The organism is Paraburkholderia sp., assembly GCF_050742655.1.
GTDB lineage: Bacteria > Pseudomonadota > Gammaproteobacteria > Burkholderiales > Burkholderiaceae > Paraburkholderia.
Genome location: NZ_JBOIGG010000001.1, coordinates 136910 through 154249 on the forward strand (window position 1 = coordinate 136910; position 17340 = coordinate 154249).

General features: G+C 63.1%; 16 protein-coding genes and 1 tRNA gene. 7 read left to right on the forward strand and 10 right to left on the reverse strand.

The annotated features are described in order from the left end of the window. Nucleotides 1–71: 71 nt before the first annotated feature. From htpX to def, 4 genes are all read right to left on the reverse strand, one after another. Nucleotides 72–929: a zinc metalloprotease HtpX gene (gene htpX, locus ACREXZ_RS00615; protein ID WP_431762078.1), complete on the reverse strand. Its 858-nt coding sequence runs from the start codon at nt 927–929 to the stop codon at nt 72–74. A gap of 104 nt (nt 930–1033) precedes the next feature. Continuing rightward, nucleotides 1034–1675 (reverse strand): LysE family translocator, encoded by a 642-nt coding sequence (locus ACREXZ_RS00620; protein ID WP_431762079.1) that lies wholly within the window; start codon nt 1673–1675, stop codon nt 1034–1036. Between the two features lie 101 nt (nt 1676–1776). Continuing rightward, nucleotides 1777–2760, reverse strand: a complete 984-nt coding sequence (fmt, locus tag ACREXZ_RS00625; RefSeq protein WP_431762080.1) for a methionyl-tRNA formyltransferase — start codon at nt 2758–2760, stop codon at nt 1777–1779. Nucleotides 2761–2826: 66 nt separating this feature from the next. Next, complete coding sequence (gene def / locus ACREXZ_RS00630; RefSeq protein WP_431762081.1) at nt 2827–3330, reverse strand: peptide deformylase; 504 nt, start codon at nt 3328–3330, stop codon at nt 2827–2829. A 265-nt stretch (nt 3331–3595) separates the two neighbouring features. Here def and dprA point away from each other — a divergent pair, with 265 nt between their 5' ends. The 3 genes from dprA to ACREXZ_RS00645 all read left to right on the forward strand — a co-directional run bounded on the left by dprA (nt 3596) and on the right by ACREXZ_RS00645 (nt 8054). Next, entirely contained in the window at nt 3596–4729 is a 1134-nt protein-coding gene (dprA, locus tag ACREXZ_RS00635) for a DNA-processing protein DprA (protein WP_431762460.1), read from the forward strand. A gap of 56 nt (nt 4730–4785) precedes the next feature. Further along, nucleotides 4786–5163: a thioredoxin family protein gene (locus ACREXZ_RS00640; protein ID WP_431762082.1), complete on the forward strand. Its 378-nt coding sequence runs from the start codon at nt 4786–4788 to the stop codon at nt 5161–5163. Nucleotides 5164–5405: 242 nt separating this feature from the next. Then, nucleotides 5406–8054: a DNA topoisomerase III gene (locus ACREXZ_RS00645; RefSeq protein WP_431762083.1), complete on the forward strand. Its 2649-nt coding sequence runs from the start codon at nt 5406–5408 to the stop codon at nt 8052–8054. A gap of 120 nt (nt 8055–8174) precedes the next feature. On the opposite strand, the gene ACREXZ_RS00650 is transcribed toward ACREXZ_RS00645, so the two are convergent. Both ACREXZ_RS00650 and ACREXZ_RS00655 read right to left on the reverse strand, forming a co-directional pair. Further along, nucleotides 8175–9266, reverse strand: coding sequence for a LysR family transcriptional regulator (locus tag ACREXZ_RS00650; protein ID WP_431762084.1), 1092 nt, complete (start codon nt 9264–9266; stop codon nt 8175–8177). Between the two features lie 332 nt (nt 9267–9598). Further along, complete coding sequence (locus ACREXZ_RS00655) at nt 9599–11455, reverse strand: phosphoenolpyruvate carboxykinase (GTP) (protein WP_431762085.1); 1857 nt, start codon at nt 11453–11455, stop codon at nt 9599–9601. 365 nt (nt 11456–11820) lie between these two features. Between ACREXZ_RS00655 and ACREXZ_RS00660 the strand changes: the two genes are divergently transcribed. Continuing rightward, a complete protein-coding gene (locus ACREXZ_RS00660) occupies nt 11821–12834 on the forward strand; it encodes a D-2-hydroxyacid dehydrogenase family protein (RefSeq protein ID WP_431762086.1) in 1014 nt (337 codons plus the stop codon). A gap of 40 nt (nt 12835–12874) precedes the next feature. On the opposite strand, the gene ACREXZ_RS00665 is transcribed toward ACREXZ_RS00660, so the two are convergent. Beyond that, nucleotides 12875–13741, reverse strand: a complete 867-nt coding sequence (locus ACREXZ_RS00665; protein WP_431762087.1) for a patatin-like phospholipase family protein — start codon at nt 13739–13741, stop codon at nt 12875–12877. 69 nt (nt 13742–13810) lie between these two features. Further along, the gene (locus ACREXZ_RS00670) at nt 13811–14215 is read right to left on the reverse strand and encodes a PaaI family thioesterase (RefSeq protein ID WP_431762088.1); all 405 of its coding nucleotides are present in this window, start codon (nt 14213–14215) and stop codon (nt 13811–13813) included. A gap of 189 nt (nt 14216–14404) precedes the next feature. Between ACREXZ_RS00670 and ACREXZ_RS00675 the strand changes: the two genes are divergently transcribed. The 3 genes from ACREXZ_RS00675 (at nt 14405) to ACREXZ_RS00685 (ending at nt 15334) form a co-directional block, all read left to right on the forward strand. Further along, a tRNA-Lys gene (locus ACREXZ_RS00675) sits at nt 14405–14480 on the forward strand. A gap of 383 nt (nt 14481–14863) precedes the next feature. Continuing rightward, nucleotides 14864–15103 (forward strand): hypothetical protein, encoded by a 240-nt coding sequence (locus ACREXZ_RS00680; protein ID WP_431762089.1) that lies wholly within the window; start codon nt 14864–14866, stop codon nt 15101–15103. Nucleotides 15104–15109: 6 nt separating this feature from the next. Continuing rightward, nucleotides 15110–15334 carry a hypothetical protein gene (locus ACREXZ_RS00685; RefSeq protein ID WP_431762090.1) on the forward strand — a complete coding sequence of 75 codons (225 nt, stop codon included), beginning with the start codon at nt 15110–15112 and terminating at the stop codon, nt 15332–15334. A gap of 384 nt (nt 15335–15718) precedes the next feature. Here the strand turns inward: ACREXZ_RS00685 and ACREXZ_RS00690 are convergent, their stop codons facing one another. Beyond that, a complete protein-coding gene (locus ACREXZ_RS00690) occupies nt 15719–16006 on the reverse strand; it encodes a PAAR domain-containing protein (RefSeq protein WP_431762091.1) in 288 nt (95 codons plus the stop codon). 25 nt (nt 16007–16031) lie between these two features. Continuing rightward, nucleotides 16032–17339 carry an SEL1-like repeat protein gene (locus ACREXZ_RS00695; protein WP_431762092.1) on the reverse strand — a complete coding sequence of 436 codons (1308 nt, stop codon included), beginning with the start codon at nt 17337–17339 and terminating at the stop codon, nt 16032–16034. Nucleotide 17340: the final 1 nt, after the last annotated feature.

Here is a 17340-nt window from a genome sequence, read left to right on the forward strand (position 1 = left end):
AGGAACCCGGGCCTGGGCCCGGGTTTGCTGGGTTACGTTACGGTGCGGCTGCGCGGGAGCGCGTCATCGCTTTATTCGAAGCGTCCCGTGCGCGCCATTTCCATCAGACGCGCGACGCGCTCTTCGGTGGCCGGGTGCGTCGAGAACAATTTCGCGATGCCGCCGCCCGACAGCGGGTTCATGATCATCATCTGCGCGGTGGCCGGATGCGCCTCGGCGGTCGGGAACGGAATGCCGCTCGCGTAGCGATGGATCTTGTCGAGCGCCGTAGCGAGCGCCTGCGGGTCGCCCGAGATCTGCGCGCCGCCGCGGTCCGCCTCGAACTCGCGGGCACGCGAGATCGCCATCTGGATCAACGCGCCGGCGATCGGTGCGAGCAACGCCACTGCGATGCTCGCGATCGGATTCCCGGGACGGCCGTTCTCGTCGCGACCACCGAAAAACATCGCGAAGTTCGCGATTGCAGAAATCGCGCCGGCCATCGTCGCGGAAATCGTCGAGATCAGGATGTCGCGATGTTTGACGTGCGCCAGCTCGTGCGCCATCACGCCACGCATTTCACGCTCGGACAGCACCCGCAGGATGCCGGTGGTCGCGGCCACCGCCGCGTGCTCCGGATTGCGGCCGGTCGCGAACGCATTCGGCGCGTCCTCGTTGATCAGGTAGACGCGCGGCATCGGCAGATTGGCCCGCGTCGCGAGTTCGCGCACCATCCGGTAGAACTGCGGCGCGCTCGCCTCGTCGACTTCCTGCGCGTTGTACATGCGCAGGACCATCTTGTCCGAGAACCAGTACGAAAAGAAATTCATCCCGAGCGCGATCAGCAGCGCCAGCATCATGCCGCGCTGACCGCCGATCATGCCGCCGATGACGATGAAAAGGGCCGTAATCGCGGCCATCAACACCGTGGTTTTGACCCAATTGAACATGTTCACCACTCCTTGCCCGAACCCGGGCACCTATCTCGCGCCGTGGATCGGCGACGAACGATTGTAAGTGATTTGTTAGATATGGGTGCGCGGGGAAAATTCAATTATCGGGTTACGGTTGCCAGCCGGACGCCGAGACCAACGAACGCGCTGCCGACCGTGCGGTCCAGCCACCGCTTCACGCCCGGCTTGCCGGCAAAGCGCTGCGTGACGCTGCCGGCGACCCACGCGACGAAGCTGCTCCAGACGGTGCTCATCGCGAGGAACACGAGGCCGAGCGTGAGAAACGCCCATGTCTTGTACGCGCTGTCCGTCGCGACGAACTGCGGAAAGAACGACACGAAAAAGAGCACGACCTTCGGATTCAGCACGTTGGTCCAGAAACCCTGCAGGAATAGCTGACGCAGCGACTTCGGCGCACCCGCAACGCGCTCGCCACCCTGAGCGGGGGCTGCCTGTTGCCGCGTGAAGATCAGGCGCACGCCGAGGTAGATCAGATACATCGCGCCAACGAACTTGATGACTGTGAACGCGGTGGCCGACGCCGCGAGCAGCGCGGTCAGGCCGAACGCGCAGGCGAGCGTATGCACGCAGCAGCCCGCCGAAATACCGAGCGCGGACACGAGTCCGGCGCGCCGCCCCTGCGCGACGCTGCGCCCGACGATGTACGCGGTGTCCGGTCCGGGCGTGACGTTCAACAGAAAAACGGCGACGACGAAGAAACCGAAATGGGTGATGCCGAACATGAGGACCTCAAAAGCAGGAGCTTTACGACGGAAATTCTACGCGCCGCGGATCGCCCGCGCGACCCGGCCGAACGGACGATGTGCGGCGCGGACCGGTGCGTTTATGGTGTATCGGAAGGCTGAAAACGGTGACCGGCCGCGAGCGGCGAACCAGCGAGGAATTCGCGAGCGGAGAGCCGCTTGCCGCCCGGTTTCTGCAGTTGCGTTAGCCGCAAGGTGCCGTCGCCGCACGCCACCGTCACGCCATCCGGCGAGACGTCGAGGATAGTGCCGGGCTCGGCGGCCGTGCCGGCAGCGAGCGGCATCGCTGCCCAGATCTTGAGCGTCGCGCCGTCCAGCGTCGCGGCGCCGCCGGGGAACGGGTCGAACGCACGCACCTGGCGCGCGAGCTCCGCAGCTGGGCGGCGCCAGTCGAGCGCCGCTTCGTGCTTGCCGATCTTCGCCGCGTAGGTCGCGCCGTCCGCGGGTTGCGGCACCGCGTGCAGCGTGCCCGTGCGCTCGAGTTCGACGAGCGCATCGACGATCAGCGTCGCACCGGCTGCGGCCAGCCGGTCGTGCAGCGTCGCGGTGGTGTCGTCGGGGTGAATCGGCGTGCGTGCTTCGGAGATCATCGCGCCGGTGTCGAGGCCCGCGTCCATCTGCATCAGCGTGATGCCGGTCTCGGCGTCGCCAGCTTCGATCGCCCGGTGAATCGGCGCGGCACCACGCCAGCGGGGCAACAGCGACGCGTGAATATTGATGCAGCCGTGCGGCGCGATGTCGAGTACCTCCTGCGGCAGCAGCAGGCCGTACGCGGCGACCACCATTACGTCGTGCGGCGTCGCTTGAAGCTGCTCGATCGCGGCGATGGCTTCGGTGGGATATTTGCCGTCGCGGCGCAATGACGGCGGCTGGGCGACCGTCAATCCGTGTTCGACGGCGAAACGCTTGACCGGGCTCGCCTGCAGCTTCATCCCGCGGCCGGCGGGCCGGTCGGGTTGCGTCAGCACGAGCGGCACAGGAAAACCAGCGGAATGAATGGCAGCGAGCGCCGCCGAGGCGAACTCGGGGGTTCCGGCAAAGACGACGCGTAACGAATGGCTCATGGGCGGAAACAGCGGCTACAGCGGCTACGGCAAAAACCGAAAGCGGGCCGTGATGGCCCGGGCCCGTTACATCGCGTGGGCGAGCTTCTTCATCCGGGTCTTGATGCGGGTCTGCTTCAGCGGCGACAGATACTCGACGAATACGCGGCCCATCAAATGATCCATCTCGTGCTGGATGCAGACGGCGAGCAGCCCTTCGCAATCCAGCTCGAACGTCTCGCCCTTTTCGTTCAACGCACGCACGCGCACTTTTTCCGCCCGCTCGACGTTGTCGTAGATACCCGGCACCGACAGACAGCCTTCCTCGGAGAGCTTCCGCTCGTCGCTCGACCAGACGATCTCCGGGTTGATGAAGACGCGCAGTTCGTCGTGCGCGTCCGATACGTCGATCACGATCACGCGCTCATGCACGTCGACCTGCGTGGCCGCGAGGCCGACGCCGGGCGCGCCGTACATCGTTTCGGCCATATCGGCGACGAGGCGGCGAGCGCGGTCGTCCACCTTCTGGACGGGCTTCGCGATCTTGTAAAGACGCTTGTCCGGGTAATTGAGAATGTTGAGTAAAGCCATATTCGTGAAGTCAGTGGTTCGGCGCTGTGCGGCAGTCTGCGATACGCGACCTGGGGCCGTGGACACTGGCCGTTCGGCCAGCTTGTGAGTCACTCGCGACACGCAGAGGATATGCGGACGAACCAGTTCGATTCAACGCAATGCCTCGCGTGCACACGATCCCGCATGCCGCACTGGAAATACTTTGCCGGAGATTATTTCGGATGATGAAAATTTTAACATGGCCGTTGCCCGCCCGCCGGGCCTTGCCGGATGGGGAGTCTCGATGCACACGCTGCCGATGACCGACGACGAGCTGACGGGCTGGCTCCGGCTTGCATCGGCGAGGGGCCTGCGCCCCGCCGCACTACGCACGCTGCTCGAGCAGTTCGGGCTCCCGGATGCGGTGCTCGGGCAGCCGTTCGCGTCGCTCGCCGCGGTCACCGACGAAGCCACCGCGCGTGCGACGCTCGCGGCGCCGCACAACGGCTTTGAAGGCTATCTCGACACGGTCCGTGCGTGGCGCGAAGGGGCCGCCAACGCCGTGCTCACGCTCGGCGACCCGGCCTACCCGCCGGCACTGCTCACGATGCCCGATCCGCCGCCGCTGCTATATGTAAAGGGGCGCATCGAGTTGCTGCATGCACGCAGTATCGCGGTCGTCGGCAGCCGCAGCGCGACGCCGCAGGGCACCGAGGACGCGGCCCGGTTTGCGCGCGCATTCTCCAATGCAGGCATCACCGTCGTGTCGGGTCTCGCGCTCGGCATCGACGGAGCCGCGCATCGGGGCGCGCTCGCGGGCCCGGGCAGCACGGTCGCGGTGACCGGCACCGGCGCCGACCTCGTTTATCCGGCTGCCCATCATGCACTCGCGCACGAAATCGCCGCGGCCGGCGCGATCGTGACCGAATGGCCGCTCGGCACGCCCGCGCGATCCTCGCACTTTCCGCAGCGCAACCGGCTGATCGCCGGATTGGTCGGCGGTGTGCTGATTGTCGAGGCGGCGATGCGCTCCGGCTCGCTGATCACCGCGCGCCTCGCGAACGAAATGGGGCGCGACGTGTTCGCGCTGCCCGGTTCGATCCATGCGCCGCTGTCGCGCGGCTGCCACCGGATGATCAAGCAGGGCGCGAAACTCGTCGAGACGCCGGAAGAGGTGCTGGAAGAATTGGGCGCTGCGCCTGTCGTGAGCGGTCTACAGCCGTCACAGGCTGCGGCAAGGCCTCCATCCGGCCTCGCCCCTGAGGCCCAACGGTTGCTGAACGCACTCGGCCATGCGCCGGCGACGCTTGAAATCCTCGCCACCCGCACCGACATGGACGACACCGCGCTGCAAAGCATGCTGCTGCAGCTCGAACTGGCGGGGCATCTGACGGTGCTGCCTGGCGGACGGTTTTCGCGAGCAAACAACGAATCCTGATCCGTCATGCTACATTCGCGCCCAAAGCCCCTGCTCAAAGTCCCCAAGGAACCGACATGCCCGCGCTGAACCTCGACACCGACCAGGACCGGATCGCCGAGCACGTCAATCGCCCGGGTACGCTGTTCGTGGCCTGCCTGTGCGCGGACTGGTGCGGTACGTGCCGGGAATACCGGCCCGCGTTCGACGCGCTCGCCGACCGGCATCCCGAGGTTTGCTTCGCGTGGATCGACATCGAGAATCATGCGGATCGCTTCGACGATCTCGATGTGGAGAACTTTCCGACCATCCTGATCGAGGATGCCGTGACCACCCGTTTTTTTGGCACCGTGTTGCCGCAGGCCGCGATCGTCGAGCGCATGCTCTCCGATCTGACCGCGCTGCCGGGCGTGACCGGCGCCCCGAAGCTGAGGCCCGCGCTCGCCGCCGCCTGACGCGCTTTTCGACCGGCTCGCCGGGCAGCGAGCACCCGTCCGGCACAGGCATGGCGCGTCGCCGGCATTGAAACGGCCGGCGCTTGCTCAATATGTAGACACGCAATTATGATGGCTCGCTTTTTTCGGGCACAGAATCGCGGTGGCGTCACCGTGTGCTATAAAGCGGTCGTTAATGGGTCGCCAATCCGAGATGGCCAGCCCCAGGGTCAAAACCCGAATACACCAACTCACATCCAGTCATGTCCAAAGCACTGATCATCGCCGAAAAGCCTTCCGTCGCGAACGACATCGCGCGGGCTTTGGGCGGGTTTACCAAGCATGACGAGTACTTCGAGAACGACGACTTCGTCCTTTCGTCGGCGGTCGGCCACCTGCTGGAGATCGCCGCGCCGGAAGACTACGAGGTCAAGCGCGGCAAGTGGAGCTTCGCCAACCTGCCGGTGATTCCGCCGCACTTCGACGTCAATCCGATCGCCAAGAGCGAGTCGCGCCTGAAGGTGCTGATGAAGCTGATGAAGCGCAAAGACGTCGACCGGCTGATCAACGCATGTGACGCGGGGCGCGAGGGCGAGCTGATTTTCCGCCTGATCGCGCAGCACGCCAAATCGAAACAGCCGGTTCAGCGGCTGTGGCTGCAATCGATGACGCCCGCCGCGATCCGCGACGGCTTCGCGCATCTGCGCAGCGACGAAGACATGCAGCCGCTCGCCGACGCGGCACGCTGCCGTTCGGAAGCCGACTGGCTGGTCGGCATCAACGGCACGCGCGCGATGACCGCGTTCAACAGCAAGGGCGGCGGCTTCTTCCTGACGACCGTCGGTCGCGTGCAGACGCCGACGCTGTCGATCGTCGTCGAGCGCGAAGAAAAGATCCGCCGCTTCGTGCCGCGCGACTATTGGGAAGTGAAGGCGGAATTCGTCTGCGCGGGCGGCTTCTACGAGGGCCGCTGGTTCGACACGAAGTTCAAGCGTGACGAGTTCGATCCCGAAAAGCGCGATTCGCGCCTGTGGAGCGTGCCCGCCGCCGAAACGATCGTCGCCGCATGCCGCGGCCAGCTCGGCACGGTCACCGAAGAATCGAAGCCGTCCACGCAGCTCTCGCCGGCGCTGTTCGACCTGACCAGCCTGCAGCGCGAAGCAAACGGCCGCTTCGGTTTTTCCGCGAAGAACACGCTTGGTCTGGCCCAGGCGCTGTACGAGCGGCACAAGGTGCTGACTTACCCGCGTACCGACGCGCGCGCGCTGCCGGAAGACTACATCGACACGGTGAAAGACACGCTCGGCATGCTCAAGGAGAGCAACAACTATCTGCCGTTCGCGAAGCAGGTGCTCGACAAGGGCTGGGTGAAGCCGAACAAGCGCATCTTCGATAATTCGAAGATCAGCGATCACTTCGCCATCATCCCGACGCTGCAGGCACCGAAGGCGCTGTCCGAGCCGGAGCAGAAGCTGTACGACCTCGTCGTCAAACGCTTCCTGGCGGTGTTCTTCCCCGCCGCCGAATCGCGGGTCACGACGCGGATCACCGAAGTCGTCGGCCATCACTTCAAGACCGAAGGCAAGGTGCTGGTCGAGCCCGGCTGGCTGCAGGTGTACGGCCGCGAAATCAGCGGCGAGGATGCCAACCTCGTGCCGGTCCAGAAGGACGAGAAGGTCAAGACCGACAAGATCGCCGCGCAGGCGCTCGTCACCAAGCCGCCGGCGCGCTACAACGAAGCGACGCTGCTGTCGGCAATGGAAGGCGCGGGCAAGCTCGTCGAGGACGACGATCTGCGCGAAGCGATGGGCACGAAGGGGCTCGGTACGCCGGCCACGCGCGCGGCAATCATCGAAGGTCTGCTGGGCGAAAAGTATTTGATCCGCGAAGGCCGCGACCTGATTCCGACCGCCAAAGCATTCCAGCTGATGACGCTGCTGCGCGGGCTCGACGTCAAGGAGCTCACCGCGCCGGAGCTGACCGGCGAATGGGAATACAAGCTGTCGCAGATGGAGCGGGGCAACCTGCCGCGCGATGCGTTCATGCAGGAAATCGCACGCATGACGCAAACCATCGTCAAGCGCGCGAAAGAGTACGACTCGGACACGATCCCCGGTGACTACGCGACGCTGAAGACGCCGTGTCCCAACTGCGCCAGCGTGGTCAAGGAAAACTACCGGCGCTTCGCGTGTACGAAATGCGAGTTCTCGATTTCGAAGATTCCGGGCAGCCGGCAGTTCGAGATCGAAGAAGTCGAGGAGTTGCTGCAGAAGAAGGAGATCGGCCCGCTGTCGGGTTTCCGCAGCAAGATGGGCCGGCCGTTCTCGGCCATCCTGAAGCTCTCGTTCGACGACGACACGAAGAACTACAAGCTCGAGTTCGACTTCGGTCAGGACTCAGGCGGCGAAGATGGCGAAGTCCCCGATTTCTCGGAACAGCAGCCGGTCGGCGCCTGCCCGAAGTGCAATTCGCGCGTGTACGAGCACGGCATGAGCTATGTCTGCGAGAACTCGGTCGCGAATCCGAAGACCTGCGACTTCCGTTCGGGCAAGGTGATTCTCCAGCAGGAAATCACGCGCGAACAGATGGCGAAGCTGCTCGAGGAGGGGCGCACCGATCTGCTGACGAACTTCAAGTCGTCGCGCACCGGTCGTAACTTCAAGGCATTCCTCGTCAAGCAGAGCGACGGCAAGATCGGCTTCGAGTTCGAGAAGAAGGAACCGTCGGCGAAGACCGCCGCAAAGGCTGCGGCAAAGACGGCGAAGGTCGCGGCTGGCGATAGTGACGACGATGGCGACGCGGAAGAACGCGCTGCTCCGGCGACCAGGACAGCGGCCAAGCCGGCCGCGAAGACTGCAGCAGCACGGAAAGCGCCGGCGAAGAAAACCGTAGCGCGCAAGACCGGCTCCTGATCGAGAGCCAGTTTCGCCGGCGCCGGAAATAATAAAGGGCGCAGCCACCAACCGTGGCTGCGCCCTTTCTTTATGCGTGCGCCGGATCGCGGACAGCGACCCAACCGACCCCGCAAATATCTACAGCGTCGGCGATACCGCGGAACGGCGCGGCGAAGGCTTCGACGTGCTGGCCGGCGAGATCTCGTTGTCGAGAAGGCTCGACAACGGCTCGGCGCCGTCAAATGCCTCAGGCGCCAGCATGCTCGACTCGTGCACGCCGCCTACCGCGTGGCCCACACCACCGTCGCCCCTGAGCCACTGTTCGCCTAGCAGGCCGTTCGGCGTCTGGTTGAAATGCTCGACCAGATGATCGATGAACGTGCGGACCTTGGCCGGCAGATGGCGCCGGCTCGGGTAGGCGATGTTGATTTCGACCTGCGGCAGCCGGTAGTCGCTGAGCAACCGGACGAGGCGGCCCCGCGTGTTGTCCCGGCCGATCAGATAACTCGGCAGGATCGCGACGCCCATGCCGAGCAGCGCGAACTGCCGCAGCATCTCGGTGTTGTTCGCGACGATCACGTTGGTCGGGCGCACGCGGACTTCGCCGTCCGGACCCGTGAACACGCGCTCGTCGCCCCAGTATTCGGACGGTAGCGACAGGCACGGATGCTCGAGCAGATGCTCGGGCCGCGTCGGCGTGCCGTGCTTTTCCAGATAGGCCGGCGTCGCACAGACGATCATGCAGCCCGTGGTCAGGCGACGCGTGACGATGCTGGCGCTGCGCATCTGCCGCGCGATCACGACGCCGACGTCGAAACCTTCTTCGACCAGATCGACCTGACGGTCGACCAGCGTGACGTCGGGAATGACTTTCGGATAGCGCTCCGCGTAGGTCTGCAGCACGGGCGCGAGGTTATGCAGCCCGAACACCACCGGCGCCACGATACGCAGCGTGCCGACCGGCTCATGATTACGCGCGACCACCATCTGTTCGACGTCTTCGAGTTCGTCGAGAATCTGGCGCGCACGTTCGAGATAGACCTGACCGGATTCGGTCAAAGACAGGCTGCGGGTTGTGCGATTCAGCAGCCGCGTGCCGAGACGGCCTTCGAGATCGGCAACGTGACGGGTCGCTACTGCGTTGGAAATATCCATCGCGCTGGCCGCGCGGGCGAAACTGCCGAGATCCGACACGCGGACGAATACTCTCATCGACTGCAAATGATCCATGAACAACTCCTGCCGTGTTACAGCTTCTTTTAACAGCTATGAAGCGAGTTCGTAATTCTCCTACGACTCGCAAATTCCTGCAGAAGTTGCCTAAGTTGCGGCATTTTTGATCGAAATTCGTGCCACTGTATTCACCGGCGCAGTGCATCGGCGTTGATTGTTCCCTCGATAGAAACAATCTGCTGCATTGCAGCTAGCATTGAGTGCGCTGCCAGAACAGCGAAAGCCTCCGCGCCGACCGGAGAAAGGCACAAGAAAGTGACATGACACATCGTGTCGGATAAAAAAAGCCGCCCGAAGGCGGCCTTTATGCGAAGTGGATACTCACATACTCATGCGGCGAGACGACTCTCGAGCGCGGTCCGGGTGGTTTTCAGCGCGGCAGGAAGCCCTTGCTGCAGTGTGTCAAAGAGCTCCGTGTGCAGTTCGAGCTCCGCCCGCCACGCCGCGTCGTCCACCGAGATCGCTTCGGCGAACTGTTCGCGGGTGAAGTCGAGGCCGCGCCAGTCGATGTCCTCGTAACGCGGCGACACGCCGAACGCGTGCTCTTCGCCGTGTCCCGTTCCCTCGATCCGGCTCACCATCCAGTGCAACACGCGCATGTTCTCGCCGAAGCCCGGCCACACGAACTTGCCGTCCGCACCCTTGCGGAACCAGTTGACGCAGAAGATCCGCGGCAACTTCGCGCCCAGCTGCTGCAGGCGTTCGCCGGTCTTCAGCCAGTGGCCGAAGTAGTCGCTCATGTTGTAGCCGCAGAACGGCAGCATCGCGAACGGATCGCGGCGCACGACGCCCTGCTTGCCCGCGGCGGCGGCGGTCGTCTCTGAACCCATCGTCGCGGCCATGTAGACGCCCTCGGTCCAGTTGCGCGCCTCGGTGACGAGCGGCACGGTGGTCGAGCGACGGCCGCCGAAGATGAACGCGTCGAGCGGCACGCCGGCTGGATTCTCCCAGTCGGCGTCGATCGACGGACACTGCGCGGCGGGCGCCGTGAAGCGCGCGTTCGGGTGCGCCGCCTTGCGGCCGGTTTCCTTCGCGATGGCTGGCGTCCAGTCGTTGCCCTGCCAGTCGATCAGATGCGCGGGCGGTGTGTCGGTCATCCCTTCCCACCAGACGTCGCCGTCATCGGTGAGCGCGACGTTCGTGAAGATCACGTTCTCCTTCAGCGTGGCCATCGCGTTGAAGTTCGTCTTCTCGCTCGTGCCGGGCGCGACGCCGAAGTAGCCCGCCTCCGGGTTGATCGCGTACAGGCGCCCGTCCTTACCCGGCTTGATCCACGCGATGTCGTCGCCGATCGTCGAGATCTTCCAGCCGTTCATACCTTCGGGCGGAATCAGCATCGCGAAGTTCGTCTTGCCGCACGCCGACGGGAACGCCGCCGCCACGTGATGCTTGCGCCCTTCCGGCGACGTCACGCCGAGAATCAGCATGTGTTCGGCGAGCCATCCCTCGTCGCGGCCCATCGTCGACGCGATGCGCAGTGCGAAGCACTTCTTGCCGAGCAGCGCGTTGCCGCCGTAGCCCGAGCCGTAGCTCCAGATCTCACGCGTTTCGGGGAAATGGACGATGTATTTGGTGTCGTTGCACGGCCAGCGCACGTCCTGTGCGCCCGCCTCGAGTGGCGCGCCGACCGAATGCACGCAGGGGACGAACTCGCCGTCTTCGCCGAGCACGTCGTACACCTGACGGCCCATGCGGATCATGATCCGCATGTTGGTCGCAACGTAGGGGCTATCGGATAGTTCGACGCCGATATGCGCGATCGGCGAACCGAGCGGCCCCATCGAGAACGGCACGACGTACATCGTGCGGCCGCGCATCGAGCCCTCGAACAATCCGTCGAGCGTCGAACGCATCTCGGCCGGTGCAATCCAGTTGTTGGTCGGGCCGGCGTCCTCGCGACGCTGCGAGCAGATGAACGTCCGGTCTTCGACACGCGCCACGTCGGAAGGATCGGAGCACACCAGATAGGAATTGGGCCGTTTCGCCGGGTTGAGCCGCTTCATCGTGCCGGCCTCGACCATCTGTGCGCAGAGCCGGTCGTACTCCTCCTGCGAACCGTCGCACCAGACCACCCGCGTGGGCTGGGTCTGTGCGGCAACATGCCGCACCCAGTCGATCAACTTTCGGTGCCTGACCCACGCCGGCGCCTCAATGGCGGCGGTTCCTGCAAAAGCGGGATGATTCATCGAGCTGTCTCCGTTTTGTAAAAGCAATGAGAAAAACGGTACAAGCCCAGCGACACGCTGCTGCGAGAGGCGTTTCGACCCGACGGCACCCGACCTCCGTGCCGCCGCGGCCATGGCATGTCGTGATGGGCCGCACAGCCTGTTGCGTCGCGCCGGTCTGAAACCTTGTGTAAAGCGGCTTGCGTCGACCAGCAACAAGCTGATAAAACCTGTTGAATCTGTCTGGCTGAACGGTGCCGTCGTGGCAGCACCTCTTACACGCTAAGGCATCCAACCCGCCCCGCATGTGGTGTAGATCACATGGTGGGACAGCCAGCATAACATTCGGTTCAGCACCGCCGTGGTGCGCCGCAAAACACAACGCCATGAAGATTGCCATCCTCGACGACTACCAGGACGCCGTCCGCAAGCTCGATTGCTTTCACCTGCTGGCCGACCATGAGGTCAAGGTCTTCAACAACAGCGTGCGCGGGCTCGGACAACTGGCCAGCCGCCTGTCCGAAATCGACGCGCTCGTGCTAATCCGCGAGCGGACTCGCATCAACTCGCAGCTGCTCGACAAACTGCCCCGTCTGCGGATGATCAGCCAGACGGGCAAGGCGTCGAGCCACATCGACCTCCCGGCCTGTACCGAACGCGGCATCGCCGTCCTCGAAGGCACCGGCTCGCCGACCGCGCCCGCCGAACTGACGTGGGCGCTCATCATGGCCGCGCAGCGCCGGATTCCGCAGTACGTCGCGAACCTCAAGCAGGGCGCCTGGCAGCAGTCGGGTTTGAAGACCTCCGCGTTGCCGCCGAACTTCGGACTGGGCCAGGTGTTGCGCGGACAAACGCTCGGCATCTGGGGATACGGGAAGATCGGCCGGCTCGTCGCCGGCTACGGCAAGGCGTTCGGCATGAACGTGCTGGTGTGGGGACGCGAACATACGCTGGAAGCGGCGCACGCCGACGGCTACCGCGTCGCGGAAAGCCGCGAGGTGCTGTTCGAGCAGAGCGACGTGCTGTCGCTGCATCTGCGGCTGCACGACGACACGCGCGGCATCGTCAAGCAGGAAGACCTGCTGCGGATGAAGCCCACCGCGCTGCTCGTCAACACGAGCCGCTCCGAGCTGCTGGAAGAGAACGCGCTCGTCAACGCGTTGTCGCGCAACCGGCCGGGCATGGTCGCAATCGACGTCTACGAGAGCGAGCCGATCCTGCAGGGCTACAGCCTGCTGCGGATGGAAAACGTGATCTGCACGCCGCACATCGGCTACGTCGAGCGCGAGAGCTACGAGCTGTATTTCAGCGCGGCGTTCAGGAACATCCTGGCATTCGACAGTGGGGATACGACGAGCGTCGCGAATCCGGACGCGCTGCAGGGCGGCCGGCGCCGCTGAACCACGCGCCGATTCCTTTTTGGAGCCGGCGCGTGCGAGGTCAGTCGTTTGCGCCCGCGGCCATCAGGTCGGGCACGCGCTGCAGGAACGCTTCTCCGTCGACTCGCCCGAGGTTGTACGCGTGCTGCATCTGCGACGGGCTCGTGTAGTCCCAGCTCGAGATCGGCACCTTGCGCGACGGCTGCACATAAAGGCGCTGCTGCGTGCCGTGCGGAACGACGAACATCTGTGGCCGCGGATAGAGCCGCGTCACCATCACGAGCACGTTGCCGGGCGTTTCATCGAGTGCGCCGACCGGCACGTTATCGACCATCCCGCCATCGAGCACCGGACGTCCGTTGCGCCGCAGGACCGGCGTGAAAGGCGGCGTGCTCGACGATTGCAGGATCAGGTCGGCGAGGTCTTCGACAGTCGCGCAATCCTGCGCGCGCACGAACTCCGGATGAAAGCCGAGCGTCTGACCCAGCGTTGGATGCAGCGTCTTGCGGATATATTTTTCGATGTTGTACGCGATCAACCCTGCCGCGACTGCGCTGCGCGCACCAAGCCAGCGGGGTAGATGCGACACGCCGATACGGATTTCCGGCGCGCTGGCGAGCGCGCTGAACCGCTCGCCGTAGATGTCGAGCAGTGCCTGCCGGTAGATCCGGTAGTGAGGAAACACCGACTGGCCGCGCAGCAGATTGCCCCAGTACGCGTTCCGCGTGTTGTGGCGGAGCGCCTCCTGGTAATAGCGCATCACCCATTCCGCGTCGCGCGTGTACAGCATGCACGCGGTGGCGGCGCCGGCCGAGATGCCCGTGATGACCCGCGGCCGGATGTGCAACTCCGGCTGCACGATGTCCCAGAAACCTGCCTGCCACCAGCAGCGATTGCCGCCGCCTGCGAATACGACCTGATCGAACATCCGGTGATTGTCCTTGAGGGTGGAGCGTGACGCGACGTTCGTATGTGCGTGCGTGTATCAGCGTCCGTGTCAGTCGAGCAATGCGTAGGTGGTGGTCGCGTGGACGGACATCTTGCCGTCTTCGTCGAACAGTTCGACCTCGCCGAAGACGAGGTTGCGGCCCAACCGCAGAACGCGCGCGGTGACCAGCACATCGCCTTTGCGGACGGCGCGCATGAAGCTGATGTTCAGCGACACCGTGGTCATCGGCTTGAAGCCGCCGAGCGCCGCGGAGATCGCGACGATCATCGCCGTGTCGGCGGCCGCCATGAAAACCTGCCCGCAGATGACGCCGCCCGAGTGGCGCAGCTCACCGGAGAACGGCAGGCGCAGCGTGGCGCTTTGTTCGTCGACGTCCACGGACGTGAGCCCCAGCGACTTGACCCACGGCGCGAGCACCCGGTCGAGCAGTTCACGGATTGCGTTTTCGTCCATCGTATGCCCCGTTCGAGCCGTGCGACGCTTCGCGCGGCGTGTGTCGCGACATGATACCGGGATGGTGCACGGTCCGGATTAGTGGCGGCCTCGGGTCGGCTGGCGCGATTATCTGCGGCTTTTTTCAGGAAAATCCACGCAAGGGGCTAGGCAGACTACGAAAATTGCCGCATAATTTGCAGTCTGTTGGGGGCGTTAGCTCAGCTGGTAGAGCAGCGGACTCTTAATCCGTAGGTCGAGTGTTCGAGTCACTCACGCCCCACCAAGGTACATAAGGGTTTGCCGGTTTTCGCTGGCAAGCCCTTTTCCTTTTTCAGCGTCCGTGTAACCGGCATGTAACCGGATTTGCGAAATGCGGCTACACTTCGTCGCGGCGCATCGACGCTTGTTTCCGGTACACAGACATATAAACGCCTCGGCCTTCAGCTCGGGGGCGGTCCAATACAGAATCGAGCGGATTCAATCGCAGCCTTACCCGGTAAAGAGAAGAGGGGTGCGAGGAATTTTTGTGCCGAAGTGTGTACCGAAAGACCAGCTTACCCCGTTATTCGTTGCTAACCGGACATAGCTTCCGACCCACCACCGCACTGAAACGGATCACGCGTTCCTTCATGATAGGATTTCCTCTGACTCGTCGGAGAAGGTCCCATGGAAAAGAAGCGTATGTACCAGTACATGGCTTACGAAATGACCTCTGGAGTCGACGGCGACCACACAAAGGGGTTTTACGTCACCTCGCAGGTCGCCAAACGCATGGGCGCTGGTACGACGCTCAACGTTCCAATCACAGGTATCGCTTCCGGCCGGTTCCCTACTGAAGATAATGCGTTCGACGCGTCGTTTGATCTGGTCAGAGAGGCCATTGATCGTATCTCGCACGACAGCTAAGGTCGAATGGACTTCTGGATTCAACCTTGCTCGCCCTGTGCCGATCTTTATGGCCAGCCGTCTGGTGCTGAACCGCACCATAAACTGACCCTAAACAGCGTCGGCGCCGTAAAGGATGCTACTGCCGAAGAACACTACACCTGCACGCGCTGCGGCGCGGTATTTGCGCGCATCCTCGCAGGCGAGTTACGGAAGCAGGTCTGGATGCTGCTTAACGCCGGACAGCATTGAGCCAATGAGATTGGCTATGATGGGCACCTACGGACCGTTCTTGCCGCTGGTGTTGGCGCAGTCTTCTCCCACCCAGTGGACGTCATTAACAGTCCGCGTCATTGGCAGCAGACCGCCTCGTGTAGAAGCGCGAGTTCTGCCACACCTAGCTTCCAGATTTGAGAAGGTCCACGATTGCGTCTGCGACTCAACTTGCGGACGCAGTTTGGCGAGCAGCCGCTCGCCACGTCCACACAACACCATCCACGCGGGATATTTCAGTTCCCCGGTCAGGGTCTGGTCTTCTCATGAGCGACGTCGAATTCCCGATTCATGCCCTGTGTGCTGCCGAAATTCCTTGTCGGTTGGAGCGTCGTCCCGCCGGGAAAGGTTGTCATCTGAAAATCACGCTTCAACAGACATTGACTGCTGTAAGGCTACGAGCTTCGGCGGAGGCGTGCATTTGCAGATGCACAGGTCATCGTTCAGGGCTGTATGGCGTCCGTCCGGTCCCGGCATGGTCAGCCGGGGGCCGTCGCATTTGATCTTGCCCGTCGAGTTGCACGCCGGACACGCCACGTCATCGCCTTCGTGTGCAACGTGCTTGTTTTCGTATTCAAGGGTCGTGGGGTTCGCGTGGACCGTTCCGGATGCTGTCGTGCGGTCACCATCCAGGATCAGATATCGTGTCATCGCGTAGTCGCCGGTTGTCGGAGCGTCATGCCTGATCGATGTACGCGACCAGTTCCCACGTGACCTTCGAGGTCTGCTTGCGCGTGCCCATCAGGTTGTCGAGGAATGCCAGTTGTCGAGGCTCGTGGACCACGAGCGAGGGTAGCGTGTCACCCCTCAGGAAGCGTCGCTGTGCGTCGCCAAGCTGGCCCGCGCCGAGCTTCGCGCACCACACGCCATCCTCGGGGCACGCATCCCCAGTGCTCGCGACAGTGCCGATCGGGACCCGCGCAGCTACGGTCGCCGACTCATCTAGCTGCGATGTCTTGCTTGATGAGGCGGCCAGCGGCAGACCCGTCGCGGGATCGAGACTCTTTGCCTTCGCCATCTTGTCGATCAATTCTTCGGACGGTTTCTGCGGTGGTACTGCTGCGTCCTGTTCCCTCTGCCATTGGAACGTACCATCCCACGGCGGAAGCTTCGCGGGTGGAAACGGCACGATCTTGTCGATGTCGGGGACCTTGGGATTGCGGCCGTCGTTGTCGCTGATGAATTTCCCGATTAACTCATACCGGCGAGACCGCTCTAAGTCTTGTTTTACCCCCAGATAGTCCATCTGATCTGCGTCTGACAAAGCGGCGAATCCTGCTTCAAGCGACAACGCTGCACCGGGACTTCCAGATGTGGTGGCCTTTTGAAACACGATCAATGCTTGTGGATATTGCTTCTTGTCTTGAAAATGCGTACCTAGCGTATCCCCTGCCTCCGCATGCCCCTGATCGGTCGCACATTGCCGCATCTGTGTCGCGATATCTGGCGCCATATCAGCCGGGGCCAATAGCCCGCTGATGTAATATTGAGCATCGGCATTACCGAGATCAGCAGCCTTGCGAATGTAGCGTCTAGCCGCGTCTGCATCCTGCTTGAGTCCGTAACCGTTCAACAGATAATGCCCGATATCGTAGTAGCCGCTCGGTATACCTGTCTTAACCAGTTGTTCTGCGAGGTCAACACTTTCTCTTTCAGGATCAGGCGATGACGCCATTCCTGACGAAACCAGAATTTGCAAATTGTGGTTTGCCTTGTAATGCCCGTATGCCGCTGCGATCCGGTAGTAGCGGGCCACATCGTCAAAATTCTTCGGGCCATCTTTCTTTTCAAGATACCGTGCGTACTGAAAGAGCTTGTCCGATTCGGGATCAAGCGCCGGAAGGTGGTCCGCTTCGTGCGTACATGTAAAGGCGAGATTGGCGCGCACGGCGCTAAGATCGGGTAACGAATTCATGGGGTTCTCGTTCTTCGAACAGGCAGACACTAGACACACAAGAGAAAGGGTAAGGACAGCTTTACGCATG